The organism is Actinomadura terrae (assembly GCF_022751215.1).
Taxonomy (GTDB): Bacteria; Actinomycetota; Actinomycetes; order Streptosporangiales; family Streptosporangiaceae; genus Spirillospora; species Spirillospora terrae.
This window is the reverse complement of the sequence record NZ_JAICDG010000008.1, coordinates 240,312-262,740: the sequence shown is the minus strand read 5'-3', so window position 1 is coordinate 262,740 and position 22,429 is coordinate 240,312. Positions and strand designations below refer to the sequence as shown.

At 72.2% G+C, this 22,429-nt stretch carries 17 protein-coding genes; 10 read left to right on the top strand and 7 right to left on the bottom strand.

The window, feature by feature from the left end:
• Positions 1-3: 3 nt before the first annotated feature.
• The 3 genes from K2F47_RS37415 to K2F47_RS37405 form a co-directional block, all read right to left on the bottom strand.
• A complete protein-coding gene (locus K2F47_RS37415; RefSeq protein ID WP_242910980.1) occupies positions 4-1,335 on the bottom strand; it encodes a VWA domain-containing protein in 1,332 nt (443 codons plus the stop codon).
• A 64-nt stretch (positions 1,336-1,399) separates the two neighbouring features.
• Complete coding sequence (locus K2F47_RS37410; protein ID WP_242910979.1) at positions 1,400-3,751, bottom strand: serine/threonine-protein kinase; 2,352 nt, start codon at positions 3,749-3,751, stop codon at positions 1,400-1,402.
• Entirely contained in the window at positions 3,748-4,965 is a 1,218-nt protein-coding gene (locus K2F47_RS37405; RefSeq protein ID WP_242910978.1) for a hypothetical protein, read from the bottom strand. Before K2F47_RS37405 ends, K2F47_RS37410 begins: the two co-directional genes overlap by 4 nt.
• Positions 4,966-5,399: 434 nt before the next feature.
• Between K2F47_RS37405 and K2F47_RS37400 the strand changes: the two genes are divergently transcribed.
• From K2F47_RS37400 to K2F47_RS37385, 4 genes are all read left to right on the top strand, one after another.
• Positions 5,400-6,770 carry a hemolysin family protein gene (locus K2F47_RS37400; protein WP_242910977.1) on the top strand — a complete coding sequence of 457 codons (1,371 nt, stop codon included), beginning with the start codon at positions 5,400-5,402 and terminating at the stop codon, positions 6,768-6,770.
• Positions 6,758-7,774, top strand: coding sequence for a hemolysin family protein (locus tag K2F47_RS37395; RefSeq protein WP_242910976.1), 1,017 nt, complete (start codon positions 6,758-6,760; stop codon positions 7,772-7,774). Before K2F47_RS37400 ends, K2F47_RS37395 begins: the two co-directional genes overlap by 13 nt.
• A 74-nt stretch (positions 7,775-7,848) precedes the next feature.
• Positions 7,849-8,829 carry a cation diffusion facilitator family transporter gene (locus tag K2F47_RS37390; protein WP_242910975.1) on the top strand — a complete coding sequence of 327 codons (981 nt, stop codon included), beginning with the start codon at positions 7,849-7,851 and terminating at the stop codon, positions 8,827-8,829.
• Positions 8,830-9,521: 692 nt separating this feature from the next.
• Positions 9,522-11,609 (top strand): coiled-coil domain-containing protein, encoded by a 2,088-nt coding sequence (locus K2F47_RS37385; protein ID WP_242910974.1) that lies wholly within the window; start codon positions 9,522-9,524, stop codon positions 11,607-11,609.
• A 39-nt stretch (positions 11,610-11,648) separates the two neighbouring features.
• On the opposite strand, the gene K2F47_RS37380 is transcribed toward K2F47_RS37385, so the two are convergent.
• Complete coding sequence (locus K2F47_RS37380; protein ID WP_242910973.1) at positions 11,649-12,026, bottom strand: phage holin family protein; 378 nt, start codon at positions 12,024-12,026, stop codon at positions 11,649-11,651.
• Positions 12,027-12,116: 90 nt separating this feature from the next.
• A complete protein-coding gene (locus K2F47_RS37375) occupies positions 12,117-12,581 on the bottom strand; it encodes a LapA family protein (RefSeq protein ID WP_242910972.1) in 465 nt (154 codons plus the stop codon).
• Between the two features lie 179 nt (positions 12,582-12,760).
• On the opposite strand from K2F47_RS37375, the gene K2F47_RS37370 reads away from it, so the two are divergent.
• Positions 12,761-13,420 carry an HAD family hydrolase gene (locus tag K2F47_RS37370; RefSeq protein ID WP_242910971.1) on the top strand — a complete coding sequence of 220 codons (660 nt, stop codon included), beginning with the start codon at positions 12,761-12,763 and terminating at the stop codon, positions 13,418-13,420.
• 80 nt (positions 13,421-13,500) lie between these two features.
• Positions 13,501-15,318 (top strand): DNA helicase RecQ, encoded by a 1,818-nt coding sequence (gene recQ, locus K2F47_RS37365; RefSeq protein ID WP_242910970.1) that lies wholly within the window; start codon positions 13,501-13,503, stop codon positions 15,316-15,318.
• Between the two features lie 71 nt (positions 15,319-15,389).
• Here the strand turns inward: recQ and K2F47_RS37360 are convergent, their stop codons facing one another.
• Together K2F47_RS37360 and K2F47_RS37355 are read right to left on the bottom strand one after the other, a co-directional pair.
• Positions 15,390-16,046 (bottom strand): hypothetical protein, encoded by a 657-nt coding sequence (locus K2F47_RS37360; RefSeq protein ID WP_242910969.1) that lies wholly within the window; start codon positions 16,044-16,046, stop codon positions 15,390-15,392.
• 2 nt (positions 16,047-16,048) lie between these two features.
• The gene (locus K2F47_RS37355; RefSeq protein ID WP_242910968.1) at positions 16,049-16,543 is read right to left on the bottom strand and encodes a SigE family RNA polymerase sigma factor; all 495 of its coding nucleotides are present in this window, start codon (positions 16,541-16,543) and stop codon (positions 16,049-16,051) included.
• Between the two features lie 428 nt (positions 16,544-16,971).
• Between K2F47_RS37355 and K2F47_RS37350 the strand changes: the two genes are divergently transcribed.
• From K2F47_RS37350 to K2F47_RS37335, 4 genes are all read left to right on the top strand, one after another.
• Positions 16,972-17,265, top strand: coding sequence for a DUF5666 domain-containing protein (locus tag K2F47_RS37350; RefSeq protein ID WP_242910967.1), 294 nt, complete (start codon positions 16,972-16,974; stop codon positions 17,263-17,265).
• Between the two features lie 98 nt (positions 17,266-17,363).
• Positions 17,364-18,059, top strand: a complete 696-nt coding sequence (locus K2F47_RS37345; protein WP_242910966.1) for a response regulator transcription factor — start codon at positions 17,364-17,366, stop codon at positions 18,057-18,059.
• Positions 18,056-19,417, top strand: coding sequence for a sensor histidine kinase (locus K2F47_RS37340; protein ID WP_242910965.1), 1,362 nt, complete (start codon positions 18,056-18,058; stop codon positions 19,415-19,417). The genes K2F47_RS37345 and K2F47_RS37340 overlap by 4 nt, the downstream gene beginning before the upstream one ends.
• 1,355 nt (positions 19,418-20,772) lie before the next feature.
• Complete coding sequence (locus K2F47_RS37335; protein WP_242910964.1) at positions 20,773-21,879, top strand: CapA family protein; 1,107 nt, start codon at positions 20,773-20,775, stop codon at positions 21,877-21,879.
• Positions 21,880-22,429: the final 550 nt, after the last annotated feature.

Sequence of the window (22,429 nt, the reverse complement as noted above, 5' to 3'; positions counted from 1 at the left end):
GTCTCAGCCTCCGCCCTCGCCCGGTTCCGTCTCGTTCTGGCGGGTGCGCACCGTCCGCACGGACCGGGTGTCCAGCGACATCTCGTCGGCCTTGGACACCCCGCGCTTCAGCCGGACCGTGCCGGTCTCCGGGTCCAGGACGTCCACGACCCGGTCCAGCAGCCCGGCGATCTGCTCGTTCCCGACCCGCTGGGCCAGCACGACGGCGCGGCCGAGCCGGGTCGTCGCGGTGTCGTCGTCGCCCTCGCGGCGCGCCTCCAGCCCCTCCCGGATCGCGTCGGCCAGCTCGGACTGCCCGGTGTGGTGCGCGACGCGCCGGTTGATCCGGGTGGACTTGCCCTCGTCCTCGGTCCACTCGGCGAGGACGCTGCCGTGCGCGAGCTCCCGCTCGGGCACCTCGGCCGTCCCGGGGACGACGATCTTCACCCAGGCCGCGCGCATCTGCCGTCCGACGTCGCCCGGCGGCACCTCGACGCACAGGTGGTACTCGCGCTGCTCGGCGCCCCACGCGCCGGTCGGGTAGTCGCCCGTCTGCCGTCCCGACTCCGTCCGGCGGCCGGTGAGGTCCTCCACGAGCGGCACCATCTGCTTCACGAACCGCACCCGGGCGTGCTGCGGCGTCCACACGCGCAGCGCCACGTCCGTGACCTCCTTGCCCATCGCGTCCCGCGCCATCGACAGGAAGTCCGACTCCAGGTCGGCCGGGTCGGGGACGTCGAGGAACCCGCCGAGCAGCACAGAGGTGATCTTGCGCAGCTCGGCGACGTCCCAGTCGGTGCCGACGCCGCGCGCGTCGCAGACGAAGCCGTCCGCGCAGTGCCGGAGCGCGGCGTCCAGCTCGTCGGCGCTCTCGTGCTGGTTCTTGCCGTCGGTCAGCAGGATCGCGTGCCGGACGGCGTCGCGGTGCCTCTCGAACAGCCGGTTCGCGAGCCGCAGCCACGAGCCGATCGCGGTGCCACCCGCCGCGTCCAGCCGTCCGATGGCGACGAGCGCGCCGCGCCGCGTCCTGTCCCCCGCCCGGACGAGCCGCTCGCCCTGCGGGTAGATCATCCTCGGCCGGTTCGCGCCGCCGATCACGGCGAAGTGCACGCCGTCGCGCAGCGCCTTCACGGCGGCGCGGGCGGCGCGCTTGGCGGCGACCAGCTTGCCGCCGTAGGACATCGACCCGGACGTGTCGACGATGATGATCTCGGCCGCCGGACCGCGGCGCGGCGCCTGCGCCGGCGGGTGCGCGCTCGCGGCCTCCACCGAGACGATCGCGTGCATCTCCCCGGCGCCCGCCGGAAGGTAGGGGTTCTGGTCGACGCGGATCGTGAACTCGGGAAGGTCGCTCATGCCGGGCTCCCTGATCTGTTCGGGCGGCGGTTCGGCGGGCGGCGGGGCGCAGCGGCGCGGGGGATCACAGGAGGGTCCTCGGGCGGACGGCGTTGGCCCGCTTCACCAGCGCGTGCCGCCGCTCCGCGCCGCCCGCGAGCTTGGCCAGCACCCGGTAGCTCTCCTCCAGCCTCCCCCGGAGCCTCGCCTCCCGCATCGGCACGCCGAGGACCGTCTGCCGCCGCACCGGACGCGCCGGGTCGCGGTCGGCGCGGACCCACGCCAGCGCCGCCTCCAGCACCTCGGCGGCGAACGCCGCCCGCCGCTCGGTGTCGAGCCGGAGCGCCTGCAACCGGCGGCCCGCCTCGACGAGCGTCGCCGCGTCCAGGTCGCGGGGGCGGCGCCCGCGCACCGCCGCCGCGACCGCCGCGAGCTGCGCGGCGAGATGGTGGCTGGAGACCGGCGGAACGGAGTCGAGCACCCGCTCGGCCCCGGCCCGGTCGCGGGCCCTCAGCTTGACGCGGGCCAGCCCGAACGCGGCGCTCACGTGGGTGGGGTCGGTGCGCCAGACCGTCTCGTAGAAGCGCCCGGCCTCGGCGGCCTCGCCCCGGCACTCGTGGCAGAACGCGAGCGCGAGCTTGGGCGCGTGCTCGCCCGGCATCAGGTCGTACAGGTCGGTGAAGACGGCGGACGCATCGCCCGCGCGCCCGTCGGCGAGGGCGCGGACGCCGCGGTACCAGTCGACGCGCCAGTCGTCCGGGCCGTCCCGGGCCAGTTCGTCGAGCAGCGCGCCCGCCTCGTCCAGCTCGTCCAGCTCGATCCTGACCCGGACGAGCGCGAGCCTGACCTCCCGGGACGCGACCGGCGCCGCCTCCAGCGCGGCGGCGAGGTCGTCCGGGTCGCGGGCGGTGAGCCCGGCGAGGAACGCGGCGGCCGGGTCCGCGCCGTGCACCAGCGGAACGGGCAGCGCCACCGCCGCGGCCGCCGCCTCCAGCGGCACGAGCACCGACACGCAGCCCTCGTCGGGACGCAGGCCCGCCGGGGTCCGCGCGTCCTCGCGGCGGGTCTCGCCGGGGCCAGCGACGACCTCGGCCCCGGCGGTGTGCTGCTCGGGGCCGAATAGCGCGGACGGCGCCGGGCGGGGACGCCCGTCCTCGGCCGACAGCACCTCCCGCAGCACGCCGGTGAGCTGCTGCGCCATCTCCGCCGCGCTCTGGAACCGGCGCGCCGGGTCGGGATGCGTCGCCCGGCGCAGCAGCCGGTGGTAGGACTCGTGCCGCTGGAACAGCGGCACCTCCTCGCGCGGCGGCAGGCTCCGCAGGTGCCGCCGCGTGTACCCGGCGAAGGGGAAGCTGAGCACCGCGAGCGTCCGGCCGACCGTGTAGAGGTCGGAGGTGATCGTCGGGCCGCGCGAGCCGATCTCGGGCGCCTGGTAGCCGGGCGTCCCGAAGATCGGGCTGTCGACGTCGAACGCGCGCCGCACCCCGCCGAGGTCGATCAGCTTGAGCTGCTCCTCGGACTGGATCGCGTTGTCGGGCTTGAAGTCGCAGTACAGCAGCCCGACGCCGTGCAGGTAGCCGAGCGCGCTCAGCACTTCGAGGCCGTAGGCGATCACCTGGCCGAGCGGCAGCGCCGCCTGCTCGCCCTCCGCGTCGCGGCGGGAGAGCAGGATGTCCTTCAGCGACCGCCCGCCGACGTACTCCATGACGATGTAGCCGGACCCGGCGTGCTTCACGAAGTTGTAGATCTTGACGATGTTGGGGTGCTCGACCTCGGCCAGGAACGCGCGCTCGGCGGTCGCGGCGGCCAGCGAGTCGGCGTCGCCGGTGTCGAGCATGCCCTTCAGCACGACCCACCGCTCGCTGACGTTGTGGTCACGGGCCAGGTACACCCAGCCGAGCCCGCCGTGCGCGAGGCAGCCGAGCACCTCGTACTGCCCGCCGATCATCTCGCCCGGACGCAGCTTCGGCGTGAACGAGAACGGATGCCCGCAGCTCTTGCAGAACCCCTCGGTGCGCCCGGGGCGCCCGTCCCGGCCCCGGCCGATCGCCGCGTCGCAGCGGCTACAGAAGCGGCGGTTCTCCGGCACCCGCGGATCTTTCATGATCGCGGACGCGGGGTCGCGGGTCGGCACCGGCGGCACCTCCACCAGCCCCGCCCCGAGCATGCCGCGCCGCGTCGAGCCGCTGGAGCCGCTCCGGCCGGAGGACTCCGAGCCGGAGCTCTCGGGCGCGGCGAGCACCGCGACGGGCGCCGACCACCCCGACCCGCCCGACCCAGCCGACCCGCCCGATCCGCCCGAGGCCGCGGCTTCGGTCGCCTCGGTCGCCGCCGGGTTCACCGGCGGCGGCTCGGGCAGCGGGGCCATCCCGCAGACGTCGCAGAAGCCGTCGGCCGCGACGTCGCCGGGGCAGCCGTCCTGGGCGCATCGGGTCATGGCGGGGTCCCCGTCTCCTCGCGTCCGCACTCCCTGATCGCGCGCTGGTACTCCGCCACCGCCACCGTCGATCCGCGCAGGTCGCACGGCGCCGTCCACAGCAGGTCGCGGGCCTGCCCGTAGAGCAGCGTGAGCTTGTCCTCCTCGGCCAGCCCGAGGCGCGCGGCCTTGGCGCGGTAGGCCTCCAGCCGGCCGCGCAGCTCGTTGCGGCGGTCGAGCAGCCCCGCGCCCAGCCGAAGATCGCTCCAGGCACGTTCCCGGGCGTCCTCGGCCGCGCGCTCCAGCTCGGCGACCCGGCCCGCCATCTCGACCCAGCGGCCCGCCTCGCGGAGCCGCTCCAGCGCGGCCAGCCGGTCGCGGAGCCCGGCGGCGAGACCCGGCTCCGGCGCGGGCAGCATCGGCGACGCGATCTTCTCCAGGACGATCGCATGCGTCGCGAGGACGCGCCGCTCCAGCGCCTCGACCTCGTCGATGGCCGCGGTGACCTGCTCCATCTGGCCGGCGTAGCCGTCGCGGAGCCGGGCGACCCCCGACAGCTCCCCGCGCAGCGACGACAGCGTGGACCGGACGCGGTCCAGCCGCGTCGTGTCGGCCCTGCCGTCCTTGACGAGCGACAGCGGATCGGTGCGGACGAGCCTGCCGAGCGCCGTCAGCTCCCGTCCCAGCCGGTCGAGCTCGGGGTGCCGGGTGCCGTCCAGCGAATGGGCCAGCCGCGCCATCTCCCGCCAGCCCTCCTCGGCCTCCTCCAGCGGGACGAGCAGCGCCGACCACGCCGCGTCCGCCGCCGCGACCTCCCCGGCGACGAACTCGTACGCCTCCGACATCAGCGCGACCGCCTCGTCGAGCGTCACCCGGCGCTCGGTCGGGCCGAGCAGCGTCCGCGCCTCCAGCGGGATCTCGCCGTCCGGCATCTCCACCGACAGGCCCGACAGCATCCCGGTCAGCTCCACCAGCGTCGCCGCGTCCGGCCGGTGGGCGCGCTCGCGCAACTGCGTCGCCGCGTCCAGCACGCGCTGGTAGGCCTCGAAGAGCCGCCACAGCACCGCGAGCCTGGCCTGCGCCGCCTGCCAGCGCCGCCACGTCTCGCCGGTGAGCCGGGCGCCCTTGAGCAACCGGCTGCCGTGGTGGCCGTCCAGGTCGAGCAGGGACGCCGCGATCCGCTCCCGCTCCTCGTGCAACTCGCGCAGGGCATGGTCGACGCCCTCCCGGCTCATGGGCGCGGCGGCCCCTGCCCCGCTTTCTTCCACGTCAGTCCCGCGGTCGGCTCTCTCGGTCCCCGTGAGCTCTCCCCGGTCCTGCGGTTCGGGAGCGGGAACCGCATCCAGGATCGGGCTTGCGCTCACCCAATAGTGTGATCCGTGACACTCTACGAAACAAGCGTTCATCCCCGGACGGCACCCCCTCCCCCTTTCGCCCTGATTTCGGGCCTTTCGGCCCTTCCCGGTGCCGCTGCGTGCGGTCGCGCGCACGCCGCGTGTTCGAGTGGCTTCCAGCGGGTGTTCAGCGCGTCCCCAGCACCCGTTCGGTCGCGCCCATACCCTTGTGCTCCAGGAACCTCGCATCGCAAGGTGGCGTTACGCAGGTAAGTCGTCTACGAGAGGAGTGGTGAGTCCGCGGTGTCGGACCCCAGTCATAGACCCGGTGCCCGATGGTGAGCGCGGCCCTGGGGGTGCTCGCGGTCGTCGTTCTCACCGCCGCCACGGGATACTTCGTCGCACAGGAGTTCGCCTACGTCGCCGCCGACCGCGCGGCGCTGCAACAGGCCGCCGAGCGCGACGCCGCCGCGCGCCGGGCGCTGCGGGTGATCGGCCGGCTGTCGTTCATGCTCTCGGGCGCGCAGCTCGGGATCACGATGACCACCCTGGTCGTCGGCTTCATCGCCAAGCCCGCGCTCGCCGAGCTGATCGAGCCGCTGCTGGACGTCGCGGGCGTCCCCGCCGGCGCGACCGGCGCGATCGCGCTCGCCACCGGCTTCGTCCTGGCAACGCTGATCCAGATGCTGCTGGGCGAGCTGTTCCCCAAGAACCTCGCGCTCGCCCGCGCCGAGACGCTCGCGCGCGTGCTGGCCGCCTCCACCCTCGCCTACCTCGCGGTCGCGGGCCCGCTGATCCGGCTGTTCGACCGCGCCGCCGAACGCCTGCTGCGCGCCGTCGGCGTCGAGCCCGTCGACGAGCTGCACAGCGGCGCGACGCTGGAGGAGCTCGGCGACATCATCGGCAAGTCGCACAGCTCCGGGCACCTGCCCGCCGACCTGTCCGGCCTGCTGGAGCGCGCCCTGTCCTTCGGCGACCTGACGGCCGACGAGGTCATGGTGCCGCGCCCGCAGGTCAGCACGTTGCCGGGCACCGCGTCCGCGGGCGAGCTCGTCGCACTGATCCGCGACACCGGGCACAGCGTCTACCCCGTGTACGGCCAGGAGGTCGACGACGTCATCGGCGTCGTCGGCGTCCGCGAGGTCGCCGACGACTCGCTCGACCCGGCGACGCCGCTCGCGCGGATCGTCCGTCCGGCGCTGCTCGTCCCGGGCAGCCAGCCGCTGTACGGGGTGATCGAGCACATGCGCGACGCGGGCGAGGAGTTCGCCTGCGTCGTGGACGAGTACGGCGGCCTCGCCGGCATCCTCACCTTCGAGGACGTCGCCGAGGAGCTGGTCGGCGAGATCGCCGACGAGACCGACGCCCGCGAGGACGCCCCGACCTCGGGCCCCGACGGCTCCTGGCTGGTCGACGCGGGCATGCGCATCGACGAGGTCGGCCGGCTGACCGGCCTCGACCTGCCCGAGGGCGACGCCTACGACACCCTCGGCGGCCTCGTCATGGCCGAGCTGCGCCGCCTGCCGAGCCCCGGCGACCGCCTCACGGTCGCGCTGGACGGCGCCGGGCAGGTCGAGCTGGAGGTCGTCAGCGTCGCGCGCCGCGTCGCCGCGAAGATCCGCATCAGCGGCCCGGCGCCGCGTCCGCCGCGGCCCGTGGAGACCGGGCGGCCGGACGTCGAACAGGAGGTGTCGTGGACCCGCTGACCTCGCTGCTGATCACCGTCCTGCTGCTGATCGGCAACGGATTCTTCGTCGCCGCCGAGTTCGCGCTGGTGGCGGCCAACCGCTCGCAGCTCGAACGCGCGGCGGCCAAGGGCAGCCGTCCCGCCGTGGCGGCCGTCGCGGGCGTCCGCGAGCTGTCGCTGATGCTGGCGGGCGCGCAGTTCGGGATCACGATGTGCTCGCTCGGCCTCGCGATCGTCACCGAGCCCGCGTTCGAGCACGTCCTGGAACCGCCGCTGCACGCCGCCGGGGTCCCCGAGGCGGGCTCGAAGGCGATCGCGCTGGCCTGCGCGCTCGCCGTCGTGACCTTCCTGCACATGGTCGTCGGGGAGATGGCGCCGAAGTCCTGGGCGATCACCCATCCGGAAAGATCGGCGCTGCTGCTGGCGCTGCCGTTCCGGGGCTTCGCGAAGGTCTCCCGTCCCGTCCTGTCGGCGCTGAACGCCACGACGAACGCGCTGCTGCGGCTGATCGGCGTCACGCCCCGCGACGAGCTGGACAGCCACACCGACCCGGCCCGCCTCAGCCACCTGCTCGGCGAGTCGCGCCGCCTCGGCCTGATCGGCAGGCACGACCACGAACTGCTCGGCCGCGCCATCGCCGCGCGGGTCGCGACCGTGGGGCCGCTGGTCGTCCCCGCCACGTCGGTGACCACGATCGGCGCGGACGCGACCGCCGCGCAGATCCGCCGGACCGCGACCGCCAGCGGCCACAACCGGCTGCTCGTCCGCGATGAGGACGGCACGATGACCGGGATCGTGCACGTCCGCGCGGCCATCACCGAACCCGACAGCGAACGCCGCGCGGCCGACCTGGCGCACCCGGCGCCCGTCCTGAAGGCGGAGACGACCGTGCTGGACGCGGTGAGCCAGATGCGCCGGACGCGGGCGGCCTTCGCGGTCGTGAACGACGCCCGCGACGAGTTCGCGGGCATCGTCACCCTCGACGACCTCCTGGCGGAGCTGCTGGCCACCAATCCGCACTGACCACCGCCCCGCACCTGCGAAAACGACGCTGTTGTCGAGATGCCGCAACGCGATTTCTGAGTCATCGTGGGGGGATGAGCGAGCATCGTCACGGGCGGCTCCACCACCTGCGGCCGCATTCCCACGGGGCGGCGGACAAGGTCGACTCCGCGCTGGAGGGCAGCGCCGAAGGCATGCGGGCGCTGTGGATCTCGCTGGCCGGCCTGGGCGCCACGACACTCGTCCAGGCCGTGGTGTTCGCGTTCTCCGGGTCCGTCGCGCTGCTCGGCGACGCCCTGCACAACGCGGCGGACGCGCTGACCGCCGTCCCGCTGGCCATCGCGTTCGTGCTGGGCAGGCGCCCCCCGACACGCCGCTACACCTACGGCTACGGCCGCGCCGAGGACCTCGCGGGCGTCGTGATCGTGCTCGCGGTCGCCGCTTCCTCGGTGGCCGCCGGGTACGCGGCCGTCCACCGCCTCGCTCATCCACAGCCTGTGGAAAACCTCTGGGCGGTCGCCCTGGCCGGGCTCGCCGGGTTCCTGGGCAACGAACTCGTCGCCCGCTACCGCGTCCGCGTGGGCCGCCGGATCGGCTCGGCCGCCCTGGTCGCCGACGGCCTCCACGCCCGCACGGACGGCTTCGCGTCCCTCGCCGTCCTGCTCGGCGCCGGAGGCCTCGCCCTCGGCCTCCCCTGGGCCGACCCCGTGGTCGGCCTCCTGATCACCCTCGCGATCCTCGCCGTCCTGTGGCAAACGGCCCGCGAGGTGGGGCGCCGCCTGATGGACGCCGTCGACCCCGCCCTGGTGGACCGCGCCGAGGAGGCCCTGCGCGGGACGCGCGGCGTCCTCGGCGTCGGCTCCGTCCGCCTCCGCTGGATCGGCCACCGCCTCCGCGCCGAGTGCGACGTGATCGTCGACCCGCTCTCCACGATCGTCCAGGCCCACCGCGTAGCCGTGGACGCCGAGCACAGCCTCCTGCACGCGCTCCCCCGCCTGTCAGGCGCCCTCGTCCACCCGGATCCACGGCCCGGCCCCGGCGAAGATCATCATGCCGTTCTCGCCGAACACCACTGATCCATAAGCTGTGAGACGTTAGTCCGGAGCAGAAGGGGAGAAATACGGCCCCGGGGTCGATCTGGAACGGGATGGCGTCGGTGAAGCAGTCAGCAGAGCCCAACAAGCCGAACGGGGACGAGCACCCCGTCCACGCTCCGGAAAATCCTCCGGAGAAGACCACGGCACCGCTCCCGGAGCCCGACCCGGCCGCGGCAACAATCCCGGACGCGGAACCACTAGCGGCCGCACAACCCCCCACAAACCCAGAAGCGCCCACAGACCCCACCCCCCTCGCACCGCCGACCGCGGAACTCGATCCAGTCGCAGCAACCGACCCGCTCGGTGAACCAGACAAGATCGCGTGGCCGACCACGGAGCTGGGCACCCAGGCGGAGGTGGACGCGCAGCCGGAGGCGAGCGCGGATCTGGTCTCGCGCACAGCGCCCGAGCCAGGCGCGGACCTCAATCCGACCGCAGAACTCGATCCGATTGCGGCACCGGTCGTGGATGCGCAGCCAGGCGCGGAGCCGGGCGGCATTTCCCGGGCGGGAGCGGCCCCACAGGCGGAGGTGGACGCGCAGGCGGACGCGGGCGCGGAGCTCAATCCCACAGCGGAACTCGATCCGGTCGCGATAGCGGACGCGCAGGCGGGTGCGGAGCCTGGGCCGCTATGGGATGGGGCTTGTCTGGTCGAGTCCGCTTATGGGGGGTTGACCGAGGCGTTCGAGGAGCGTGAGGCGCGGTTGCGGGGGGCCTCGTCCGAGGCGGTCGGGTGGGGGGTCTATGTCGCGGCGGTGCGCGCGTTCAGGGAGCGGCGGGTCGTCGGGGATTGGGAGGCGCTGGCCAGGTTGCTCCTCGCCCCGGGCTCCCTGGATTCCGATGATGTTCGGATTGTCGAGGCGGAGGACGGGGACGCCGCCGTCCGCGCGGCCGTCCAGGAAGTGTTGGACGCGAACGAGCGGGCCCTCCTTCTTGCACCCGACCAGGAGCGGGCCGAGGAACTTCTGCGGGGCATGCGGGACGACGCCTTCGCCCTCCTGGTCGAGACGCGCCCGGCGACGCCGCCGGTCGAGCCTGCCGGGCCGATGCCGCGTGGCGAGTTCGGGTCCAACGGCACCGTCGAGTTCAGGCCGCTGAACTTCAACGACGAGGGCAATCTCGACATGACCCTCCCCGATCTTCCGGAGCCCGCGGAGGCGGCCGGGGACCCCGAGGAGTGGGTGCGGGACGCGGTCGTCCGGCCCGTGGGGGAGGCGTGGCGGCAGTCCTGGGAGACGGAGGCGCGCCTGCTCAAGCGCGGGTTGATGTGGCTGGAGCAGTGGCCACGGGACGCGGCGGCGCTGCAAGCCGTCCAGGACGAGAACGCGCGGCGCCGCGCGGAGCTGGAGGCCGAACTGGCCGCGCTCGCCAAGGAGATCGAGGACGCGGGCACGGCGGTCGCGGCGGCCGAGCAGGGCGCGGTGGACGCGGAGGCTGAGGCGGAGCGGCTCATCGCCGTCCAGGACGAGGCGGAGGCCGAGCTGGCGGGGCCGAAGGAGGAGGCCGAGCGGCGCCAAGCGGTGGCGGACGCGGCGGCCGCCGACGCGAGCGACCACACCCGCGACGCCGACGCCGCCCACGCCCGCTGCGCCGAGCTGGAGGCGCGCAACGCGACCGCGCAGTCCGAGCTCCAGGCGGCGCGCGACCTCGAGGCGTCGCTCACCGACGAGCTGGAGCGGGCGAGGGAGGCGCTTCCGGGCGTCGCCGAGGAGGCGCAGCGGCTGGTGGCGGCCGACGCGGACGCCTCGGGGGAGGGCCACGCCGCCTACTACCGGCTCGTCTCGGCGGAGTCGGCGCTGTCGGCGATGAAGCGGAAGATGACGTTCGGGCAGCGGATGCACGTGGCGTCCCCGCCGTCCGGGCTGAGCGGCCTGCGCGCCGAGGTCAAGGCCCGCGCCCGGGAGGCGGACGAGGCGGCCAGGCGCGCCCAGGAGGCCAAGGACGCGGCGGAGAAGGCGGAGCGGCGGCACCAGGAGCTCGCGGCGTTCGTCAACGACGGCGGGACGCGGCTCGCGACCGCACGGGACGCGCAGGAACGCCTCGGCACGGAGCTCGTCTGGCTCGCGTCCGAGCGGGAGAAGGCGGCCGCCGCCTACCAGGAGCAGGCGAGGCTGGCCGCCGAGTCCGTGGACAGGGCCACGCAGATGAGCATGGAGGCCCGCGTCGCGCAGCAGGCCGCGCGGGCGATCGAGGAGCGGGTGGAGGCCGCGCGCCAGGCCCGGGAGGATGCCCTCGCCACCGCCGGGCGGGCCAAGGCCGCCGCGGAGGCCGCGGCCGCGCATGCGGTCGAGACCCGGTCCGCGCTGGAGCGGCGCACGGCGGAGGCCGAGGCGGAGCTGGCGTCCCGCGAGAACGATCTGGAGACCGCGGTCGAGGCGGAGGCGCGCTCCCGCGAGAACGTCCGGGAGATCTGCGGCTCGGACCCGGTCGGCGAGCCCGAGCTGATCGGCAGGCACCAGTCGCGGGCCATGGCGCGGATCGAGCAGCTCACGGCCTATCTGGACGGCGGCGACGCCGCCGACGGCGCGGCCGAGGTCCTGCTCCGCACCGCCGACCTGGTCGTCGGCACCCCGCTCGGCATCGGGCTCACCGCCGCCGGGGAGGAGTTCGACGCGCTGATCGTCGCGGACACGGGACGGCTCACCGACGCGGAGTTCCTGGTCGGCGCCGTCCGCTCCCGCCGCTGGATCCTCGTCGGCGGCGCGGGAGCGGAGACGGGCTCCCCCTTCGCCCGCGTCGCCTCAGCCGGCGAGGGCTAGGACGCGTCGCGCGGCTGAGGACGCCGGGCCGGAGGTCGACTAGTCGTCGTCCCCGCCGAGGACGAGGTGGAGGAGCCAGCCGACCACGCCGACGACGATGGCGCCCCAGAAGGCGGGCCAGAAGCCGGCGACGTGGAAGGGCAGGTCCAGGCGGTCGGCGACGACGCTGGTCAGCCACAGCAGCAGCCCGTTCACCACCAGGCCGATGAGCCCGAGCGTGAGGATGTAGAGGGCGCAGCCGAGCGTCTTCACGATCGGCTTGATGATGGCGTTGACCAGGCCGAAGATGACCGCGACGGCGACCAGCGTCAGCGCGCGCCGTCCGGCCGTGTCACCGGAGACCGTGATGCCGTCGAGCAGCGCCGTGGCCGCCCCCAGGGCGGCCGCCGTGATGCCGATCTTGAGAAGTATCCGCACACCACGATCATGCTGGTCGGGGACGCGGATGCCATCCCTCTACATGGCGATTTCGCCGTGCGCCTCACTCATCATCCGGTACGAGGAGGATTAGTCGCGGCGGTCGAAGAAGGGCGAGGCGGCGGGGTTCTGCTGCCGGGACGCGCCGCCTCCGGGACGCGGCGCCGCGCCTGCCGCAGCCGGTACCCCGGCGTCCGGTGCCGGGGCCGTGGGCTGAGGAGCCGCGGCTGTGCTCTGCCTGATGCGCGCGAGCTCCCGCTGAAGTTGCCGCTTCTCCATCTCCAGGGTCGAAAGCGACTCCTCGTGTTCCTCGCGCAGGTAGCGGAGGTCGCGGCGGGTGCGCATGACGCGTCCGGCGCCCATGAACGTGAGCATCGCCCCGGCGATGAAGGCGAGGGCCACGGCGGCGCCCGCCAGGAAGACCTGCCATTGGTTGTCCACTCCCGGCACCGTCTCGCCGAAGAGCGTGAGGTGCATGGGACCCGTGTTGTCGAGGACGACGCCGACCGCCACCACGAGGGCCGCCGCGACGAGCAGGAAACCGAGGAACACCATGGGCAGATCTCCTCTGCTGTGACTCCGGAGGGGGACGGAGGTCCCCCACCCTGCCAGAGACCCCCCGGACGGCGCCTCCCCCGCCGAAGAACTTCCGTTCGGCTCGTACCCGCGGTTCTCCGGCCATCGCACCGGGTAGTGATCGTTGCCGGGAGACCGCACCGAACGAGGAGGGGCCCATGCCCGTGCAGGCCATCGTGTTCGACCTGGACGGGGTCCTGATCGACTCCGAACCGCTGTGGGAGGAGGTCCGCCGCGGCTACGTGTCCGCGCACGGTGGACGCTGGCTCCCCGACACCCAGGACCGGCTGATGGGCATGAGCGCCGCCGAATGGGCCGACTACATCGCGACCGAACTCGTCGACGGCGTCACCCCCGACGAGGTCGCCTACGAGGTGATCGACCAGATGTCCCAGCGCTACTCGGACGGGCCGCCGCTGCTTCCGGGCGCGCGGGAGGCCGTCCAGCGGATGGCCGAACACCGTCCGCTGGGGCTGGCCAGTTCGTCGCCCCGCGCGCTGATCGACCTCGCCCTCGGCAAGCTCGGGGTGGACGCGCTGTTCCGCGCCACCGTCTCCACCGAGGAGGTCGACCGGGGGAAGCCGGAGCCCGACGGCTACCTCATGGTCGCGGCGCAACTGGAGACCCCGGCCGCCGCCTGCGTCGCCATCGAGGACTCCTCCAACGGCCTGCGTTCGGCGCACGCGGCGGGGATGCGGGTGATCGCCGTCCCGCGCGAGGAGCACCCGCCCGCCCCGGACGCGCTGGCCCTCGCCGCCCGCGTCGTCCGGCATCTGGACGAGATCACGCCGGAGCTGGTCGAACGGCTCGGTTCCTGAGAGCGGTCGTCGGGACGTCTCCGGCCGCTCGCTCGGCCGTCCTTGGGACGGGTGTCGGTGGCGGCTCCTAGGATGGGGCGATGGCTTCCCCCGAGGCGCTGGAGACGCTGCGGCGCGTGTTCGGCTACGACGCGTTCCGTGACGGGCAGGGCGAGATCATCGATCACGTCGTCAACGGCGGCGACGCGCTCGTGCTGATGCCGACCGGCGGCGGGAAGTCGCTGTGCTACCAGATCCCCGCGCAGGTCCGGAAGGGCACCGGCGTCGTCATCTCGCCGCTCATCGCCCTCATGCAGGACCAGGTGGACGCGCTGCGCGCCCTCGGCGTCCAGGCCGGGTTCCTCAACTCCACCCTGGACCACGACGAGCGCCGCGTCGTCGAGGCCCAGTTCGCGGCGGGCGAGCTCGACCTGCTCTACCTGGCCCCCGAGCGGCTCCGCCTCGCGTCCACGATCGAGCTGCTCGACCGCGCCACGATCGCGCTGTTCGCGATCGACGAGGCGCACTGCGTCTCCCAGTGGGGGCACGACTTCCGTCCCGACTACCTGATGCTGTCGGGTCTGCACGAGCGCTGGCCGGACGTCCCGCGCATCGCCCTCACCGCCACCGCCACCGAGGCGACCCGCGCGGAGATCGCGTCCCGGCTCAACCTGGAGCAGGCGAAGCACTTCGTCGCGAGCTTCGACCGGCCGAACATCCAGTACCGCATCGAGCCGAAGACCGACGCGAAACGCCAGCTCCTGCACCTGCTGCGCAACGAGCACCAGGGCGACGCGGGCATCGTGTACTGCCTGTCGCGCAACTCGGTGGAGAAGCACGCCGAGTTCCTCACCCAGAACGGCATCGAGGCGCTCCCCTACCACGCGGGCCTGGACGCGCGGATGCGCGCCGAACACCAGTCCCGCTTCCTGCGCGAGGACGGCCTGGTCATCGTCGCGACGATCGCGTTCGGCATGGGCATCGACAAGCCCGACGTCCGCTTCGTCGCCCACCTCGACCTGCCCAAGTCCGTCGAGGGCTACTACCAGGAGACCGGACGCGCCGGACGCGACGGCCTCCCGTCCACGGCCTGGCTCGCCTACGGCCTCCAGGACGTCGTCAACCTCCGCAAGATGATCGACGGCGGCGACGGCGACGCCGCCCATCGCCGCCGCCAGAGCACCCACCTCGACTCGATGCTCGCCCTCTGCGAGACCGTCGAGTGCCGCCGCGTCCAGCTGCTGAACTACTTCGGCCAGACGGGCGGCCCCTGCGGAAACTGCGACACCTGCCTGTCGCCCCCGCAGACCTGGGACGCGACCGTCGCCGCGCAGAAGGTCCTGTCGGTGATCGTCCGGCTCGACCGGGAACGCCGCCAGAAGTTCGGCGCCGGGCACATCATCGACATCCTGCTCGGCAAGAAGAGCGCCAAGGTCATCCAGTTCGACCACGACTCGCTGAAGCCCTTCGGCGTCGGCGCCGACCTCCGCGAGGCCGAGTGGCGCGGCGTCGTCCGCCAGCTCCTCGCCCAGGGGCTGATCGCCGTCGAGAGCGAGCACGGCACGCTCGTCCAGACCGACGCGAGCGCCGACGTCCTGCGCGGCGAACGCAAGGTCATGATGCGCCGCGAGGCGGAGCGTCCGGCGGCGAAGGCCGCGAAGACGGCCAAGGCGGCGAAGGCCGTGATCGAGCTGCCGCCCGAGGCCGTCCCGATCTTCGAACGGCTCCGCGCCTGGCGCGGCGCGACCGCCAAGGAGCAGGGCGTCCCCGCCTACGTGATCTTCCACGACGCGACGCTCCGGGAGATCGCCACCGCGCAGCCGTCCTCGCTGGCCGAGCTGGGCCAGATCAGCGGAGTGGGCGAGAACAAGCTGGCCAAGTACGGCGACCAGGTCCTGGAGACCCTGGCCGCCGCCTGACACACGGCTTGGTCGTCCTAACCCAGCGCGGATCGTCCCCGCCTTGGGGGTAGGTCGTCCTCACGCGGGGGTCAGGTCGCCTGATCGTAGATGCCGACCGCCCAGGCGCCGTCCCAGAGGCCCGTCTCTGACGCGATCAGCGCGACGCTGCTCGGGCTGGTCTCCGCCGTGACGGGTGCCTGCGGCGGCAGCACCCAGACCTCCAGCGTCCGGGCCGACCCGACCCACCCGGGCCCCGCCGACTGCTTGTCGAGCTGCGACACGTGGTCGTCCGGGCCGCACCGTCCGACGCTCCCCGGACGTCCGGGCGTGTCGAGGCGAGTGATCAGCCAGGAGTTCGGCACGGCGCAGCGCACGTTGAACAGCGTGTTCGCGCTCCGCGCGGTGAAGCGGAGCGCGGCCATCTCCCCCATCCGCTGCCGCCGCACGCTCTGCACGAGCGCCACCACCTCGCCCCGCTGCGCGGCCTCGGGCAGCGGAACCTTGAGGGGCAGCCGCACCGCGACCGGCACGACGTCGTCCATGGGCTGATGTCCGGGCCCGGGGCTCACCGTGAGCGCGGCCGCGGCGGCGACCGCCATCGTCCCGGCGGCCAGCACGCCGCCCCGCCGACGGCGCCGGATGGACCGGCCCCGGCGCACGACCTGATCGACGCGCCCCGGATTGGGGGAGGCGCCCCCGCTGAAATTGCGCAGAACCGCCGTCAGCTCTTCCTCTGCGTAAGGCACCGTTACCTCGTTTCCTTCAACACGTGCAGGGACGGATCCACCCGCAACCGGACAAGAGCCCTACGGAGCTGCGTCTTCACCGTGGAGCCCGTGCATCCGAGGACGACCGCGACGTGCTCGACCGACATCTCCTCGAAGTAGTGCAGGACGACCACCGCACGCTGCCGAGGCGAGAGCCGCCCGAGCGCGTCCCACATGACCTCGCGGTCGTCCACGGCCTGGGAGACGTCCGCGCCGGGGACCTCGGGCAGATGCTCGGTGGGCACCTCGCCCCGCCGCCGCAGCCGCCACCAGGACGCGTGCGTGTTCGTCAGAATCCGGTAGACGTACGGGCCCGGATCGTCCTGAATCCGCCCCCACGCGACCCACGCCTTGGCCAGCGCCGTCTGCAACAGGTCCTCGGCACGGGCCCAGTCCCTGGTCAGCAGGTACGCGGTCCTGAGCAAACGGTCCGAATGCTCCTCGACGTAGTCGGTGAAACCGGCACGATCCGCCATCCCGTCCTCCGCCCCTCGTTCACCGTCCCTACTCCCGGCGCCACCCGAACGGAGGACACCTCCCGTCAAACTGAGACCCACATCACATTTCCACCTCTCCCGCCCCATGCCGCTCGCCACCAACACACACGGCACGAAGCGAAGGCGGCTTCCACGAAGCCGGGCGAGAATTCTCAGGGTTCTCCCAGGATTCTGAGAGGCGTTCTGCCAGGCATCCCCGGTTACATGTGGCCATGCGTACCAACAAGAAGACTCTCGCGGCTGGGATAGGAGCGACAGGTCTGCTCGGCCTGGGCCTATACCTGGCGGTCCCGGCTGCGGCGGCGAACCCGACCCCGACGCCCAGCCCGTCCACGTCCGGGCCGTCGTCCAAGGCGCCTTGGAAAATGCACCAGAGGAACGGCGACGGCCCCCCGAGGCGCCACGGCATGGGCGACTTCCGGGGCGTCCACGGCGAGGCGACCGTCCGCCGCGAGGACGGCTTCCACCTCGCCACCTGGCAGCGCGGAGCGATCACCGCCCGGTCCGGTGCCGCGCTGACCGTCCGAAGCGAGGACGGCGCGTCCTGGACCTGGACCACCGACTCGAACACCACCATTCGCAAGGACGGCGCCAAGTCCGCTCTTTCAGCGCTGAACAACGGAGACCAGGTCCTCGTGTTCGGCGAACGCTCCGGAAACACCCGCACCGCGAAACTCGTCCGCGCCCCAAAGAAGCGCTGACCGGCCCCTCGCAGAAATCAACGTCACTGGACGGGAGCCGGTGACGGGTAACAAGCTGGGTGCCCAGTGAGGCGGGGCAGAACGACAGATGGGGGCCGATGAGCGAGAGCCGGCGGGTGCTCGTCGTGGACGACGAGGCGAACATCCGTGACCTCATCGAGGTCGCGCTGCGCTTCCACGGCTTCGCGACGGCCACCGCGGGCACCGGCGCTGAGGCGCTGCGGGAGGTGGCCGAAAGGCGGCCCGACCTCGTCCTGCTGGACGTGATGCTCCCGGACCTGGACGGCTTCGAGGTGTGCCGCCGGCTGCGCGCGGACGGCGACCAAATACCAATCATCTTCCTGACGGCGCGGGACACACCGTCCGACACCGTAAGAGGGCTCACGCTCGGCGGCGATGACTATGTCACCAAGCCGTTCTCGATCGAGGCGCTCGTCGCGCGGGTCCGGGCCGTCCTGCGCAGAACGGCACCGCTGACCGCCACGGCCCCCGGCGACGACGGCGTGCTGCGCGTCGGCGACCTCGAACTCGACGAGGCGCACTGGACGGTCCGGCGCGGCGGGGCGCACGTCGACCTGTCGCCGACCGAGTTCAGGCTGCTGGCCCACCTGATGCGCCACGCCGGAAAGGTCCTGTCGCGCACCCAGCTCCTGGAAAGCGTCTGGGGCTGGGAACACCACGGCAACGCCCAGGTCGTCGAGACCTACATCAGCTACCTGCGCCGCAAGCTCGACCCGCTCGGCACACCGGTCATCCACACCCAGCGCGGGGTGGGCTACGCGCTGCGGCCATGACCCTCAACGCCCGGCTGCTGACCGGCCTGCTGGCGGTCACGCTCGCGGGCCTGGCGATCATGGGCCTGGTGAGCGCGCTCGTCCTGCGCGGATACCTGATGCACCGGGTGGACGGGCAACTCCAGGCCACCCGCGACCGCGCCGTCGCCCGGTTCGCCCGTCCCGGCCCGCACGGCGTCGCCCCGGCGCAGTTCGTCGTGGTGGCCGTCGCCCCCACCGGAGAGGTGAGGGTGCTCAGCGGCGACGTGCCGAACCCTGACCGTGCCATCACCGAAGTGCAGCGCGCCGACCGTGCTGTTCTCACCGCTCGGGCAGGCGACCTCGCCCCGTTCTCACTTCCCGGACTGCGCGCCGTGGCACGCCCCTGGCGCAACGGCATCGTGGTCGTGGCCGCACCGCTCACCGAGATCAGCTCGGCGGTCCGCAACCTCGTCCTCACCGAGATCGCCACCGCGGCCGTCCTGCTCGCCGCCCTGGCCCTCCTCGGACGCCGCCTGATCGGCCGCGGCCTGCGTCCGCTGGACCAGATGGCCGCCACCGCCCACGCGATCACGACCGGCGGCGACCTGCGCGCCCGCATGCCGGACCCCGGCAGGCGCACCGAGGCCTCCCGCCTCGCCGGCGCGATCAACGTGATGCTCGACCGCATCGAGCAGGCCTTCTGGGCCCGGAGCCGCTCCGAGGCCCGCGTCCGCGAGTTCGCCGCCGACGCCTCGCACGAGCTCCGGACACCGCTCACCACGATCCTCGGCTACGCCGAGCTGTACCGCCACGGCGCCCTCGGCCCCGACGAACTCCCCGACGCGATGCGCCGCATCGAGGACGAGGCCCACCGCATGAACAACCTGGTCGGCGACCTCCTGGAACTAGCCCGCCTCGACCGCGGAGCGGCACTCCACCCGGCCCCCACCGACCTGGTCGTCCTGGCCCGCGACGCCATCGCCGACGCGACCGCCGCGTCCCCCGACCACCCCGTGCGACTCGAGGCCCCCGACACCCTCATCGCCACCGTGGACGAGGCACGCCTGCGCCAGATCTTCGCGAACCTCCTGGCCAACGTCCGCGCCCACACACCCCCCGGCACACCGGCGACCGTCCGTCTCGCCCCCGGCGTCATCGAGGTCGCCGACGAGGGCCCCGGCATGTCCCCGGACGACGCCGCCCGCGCGTTCGAACGCTTCCACCGAGCCGGACAGGGCACCACGGGCGCGGGCCTAGGCCTCCCCATCGTCGCCGCGATAGCCGCCGCCCACCACGGCCAGGCACAACTACTCTCCGCCCCCCACGCCGGAACCACAGTGAGAATCACCCTCCCACCCACACCCCCGCCCGCCACCCCCACCAACACACCGCAGTAACAACACCCCAGACTTGGGCCCACCCGTCACAGCACCAAGCCCCAACCGCCAGAACACGACCGAACCCATCCACCCTGCCGGTGTCCGGCAGCGGACGCAGCCCCCACCGCATTTACAACCACGACTCACCAGCGCTGAGGCGACTGACGCGGTCCTCGACACCACGACGACCGCAGCAGCAGATGGAGTCAAACCCCAATGATCACTCGCCGCAGCTGAACCCACCCACCAGGCGCGCAGCGTTCAGGCAGGCCCCACAACACCCAGCACTTCCAGAAGCCACGCCGAGGCGTCGCCGCGAACCCCCGCAGGGCCGATGAAGACGCTCGCTCCCCGACCATGCGATCGGATGACGGTTTGTTGCGAACCCTCGTAGGGCGTTGAAGACGCTACCCCAGGACCGCGCCACACGAAGCCCCAACGCGTCGACACACCCCTCCCAGACGCGATGAGCACCAGGCTGCGGCCTGACCTACTGGGTCGTGCTGTCGTTGCGAACCCCCGTGGGGGCGATGAGGACCTTTGGACGGGATCGACCGGACCATGGCCGAGGCGTTGCGAACCCTCGTGGGGGCGATGAGGACACGTGGGGCCGTCTGATGGGGGCGACAACTCCATGTTGCGAACCCTCGTGGGGGCGATGAGGACCCCACGGTAAAGCCGCAGGGTGTGCGGTGGGAAGAGGGCCCGCTAGGTGCGGATTTTTCAGCGGTTCGCCGGTTGGGTTCTCGGGCCCGGCGTGTCGCTGAAAAATCATGATCAACGCTCCGAGGCAAGACCGGCGCTCCACCCTCGTGGTGGAGGGTGACGGAGCCCCGGCACACGGGGGTGCAGCGTAACCCCTCATCCAACTCGGGGACGTCCGATCGTCGGCCAGCGTGAAGTCAGCTTGGCGTGCAAGCCGCGAGCCTGCGCCCTCGATCGAGGACGAGGCGCGGAACCCCTCCTCGCCCGACTCCTCCGGCTCCAGTTCGAGCGTGTCGGCCTCGGACCGCTGGACGGGCGACGTGCGCGTCCCCTCCGCAGGCTCGATGGCGTGCGGCGGCGCGACGATCGCGGCCCGCAAAGAGGGCTTGACGGCCGCGTCGCGGCGTGACGTTCGCACGGAGATCCCATCGCGTAGACGCCGCCGAGCGACGCCCTGCGCGATGGCGGCGGCAATATGCCTGTTACGTGACGCTTATTCACTATACAAAGACACTCCCAGAACCCAGCGGGCCCCGACAAAGCCATGACTAACGGTGATCCACATTCTGGTAAGTTGTCGTTTGAGTGAATTAAGATGATGAAGACCCATATGCATGCGAACTTCAGCGTCCACACGAAAGGCCGCGAACGCCCGACACCGGCGCGCTATGGGCGTCCTGCTCGTCGGCACGCTCGGGCTCTCCGCACTGCCGGGGTGCAGTGACGACAACGACCACCCCGCAGGCCAGCGCGGGGCGACCGAATCGGGCGGACGCCAGGCAACTCGGTTCACCGTGGCGGGAACCGGAGACTTCCTCCTGCACGAGGTCGTGACCAAGCAGGCCGCCTCGGACGCACGCGCCAAGGGCAAGGACGGGTTCGACTTCAGTCCGATGCTCGCGCAACTCAAGCCCATCATCAGTGAGACGGATCTGGGAATCTGCCACGTCGAGACTCCGTTGGCCCCGCCTTCGGGGCCGTTCCAGGGCTACCCCACCTTCAGCTCGCCGCCGCAGATCGTGAACGCGATCCGCGGGCTCGGCTACCGTACCTGCTCCACCGCGTCCAACCACTCCATTGACCAGGGAGAACCCGGCGTACGCCGAACCATTGACGACCTGGACAAGGCGAAAATCCGAAACACAGGCACGGCCCGTAGCGCGAAGGAGGCGGAGGAGATCAACATCCTGAACGTGAAAGGAGCCAAGGTCGCCCAGCTCTCCTACACGTTCGGCACCAACGGTATTCCGAAGCCCGCCGGAAAACCGTGGATCGTGAACGACGGCCTCAACCCCCAAAAGATCCTCGCCGACGCGGCCCGCGCCAAGCAAGCAGGCGCCGAAATCGTGATCCTCAGCCTGCACTGGGGCGAGGAATACCAGCACGAGGCGACACCCGAGCAGCGCGGCCTGGCGAGAACGCTAATGCGCTCACCCAATGTAGACCTGATCCTCGGTTGCCACGCGCACGTCGTCCAGCCCTACGAGCAGATCAACGGCAAATGGGTCGTGTACGGCATGGGGAACGCGGTCGCCAACCCGACCGCCAACACTCAGGCCACGCACGAGGGAATCGTCGCGCGGGTCACCTTCACCCGAAACTCCCAAGGCCAGTGGAAGACCCAGCCATCCTTCGTCCCCACGCTCGTCACGCCTGGCACGATCAGACTCCGCACGCTGAGCAGCGATTCAGGAAACCAGGCCACCGTAGCCCGCACAAGCCAGATCGTACGAAGCCTCGGATACAACATCCCACTCGCCTCAACCCAAAACTAAGGCCGTTTCGAAGTCATCCGCGCCAGCCGCTCATCGCGACGATCCAGATGGCACTTGAAAGCGGACGGCGATTTTGCCGTAGCAGATATCCACGACGCGATGGCGCTTGATGCCACATCCCACTGGCGCAGCGGACGCGCTATCCACCCGGATCCAACAATGGGACCACAGCGCCATGCTGCCGACAGCGCCGCCCGAGACACGAGGGTCGTGTAGGTCGATCAACAATCACCGGCTGCCGCACCGCAACCCCCATGGACGTGGTCTGCGGGCTAATAGATAGCGCATGCGAAAGCCCAAAAAGCAGACGACCCTACTCGTCAATGAGGAGTAGGCCCCACCGGCCAGACGGACGTCGAGGCGGATACGCATCGTCCAACCCCCAACCGGGCGAACGGCTACGCCGCACCCACGACCACGTCGAACCGCCGAACCTCTTGCCGCCCCCAAGCCCTGAGCCTCGCGAGGGCAGCCGCTGACCGGCGGAACAAGGGACCCGGACGCCCACGAAGTGCAGACCCCACCCAGCCCGGACGACGCCGAGGCGGAT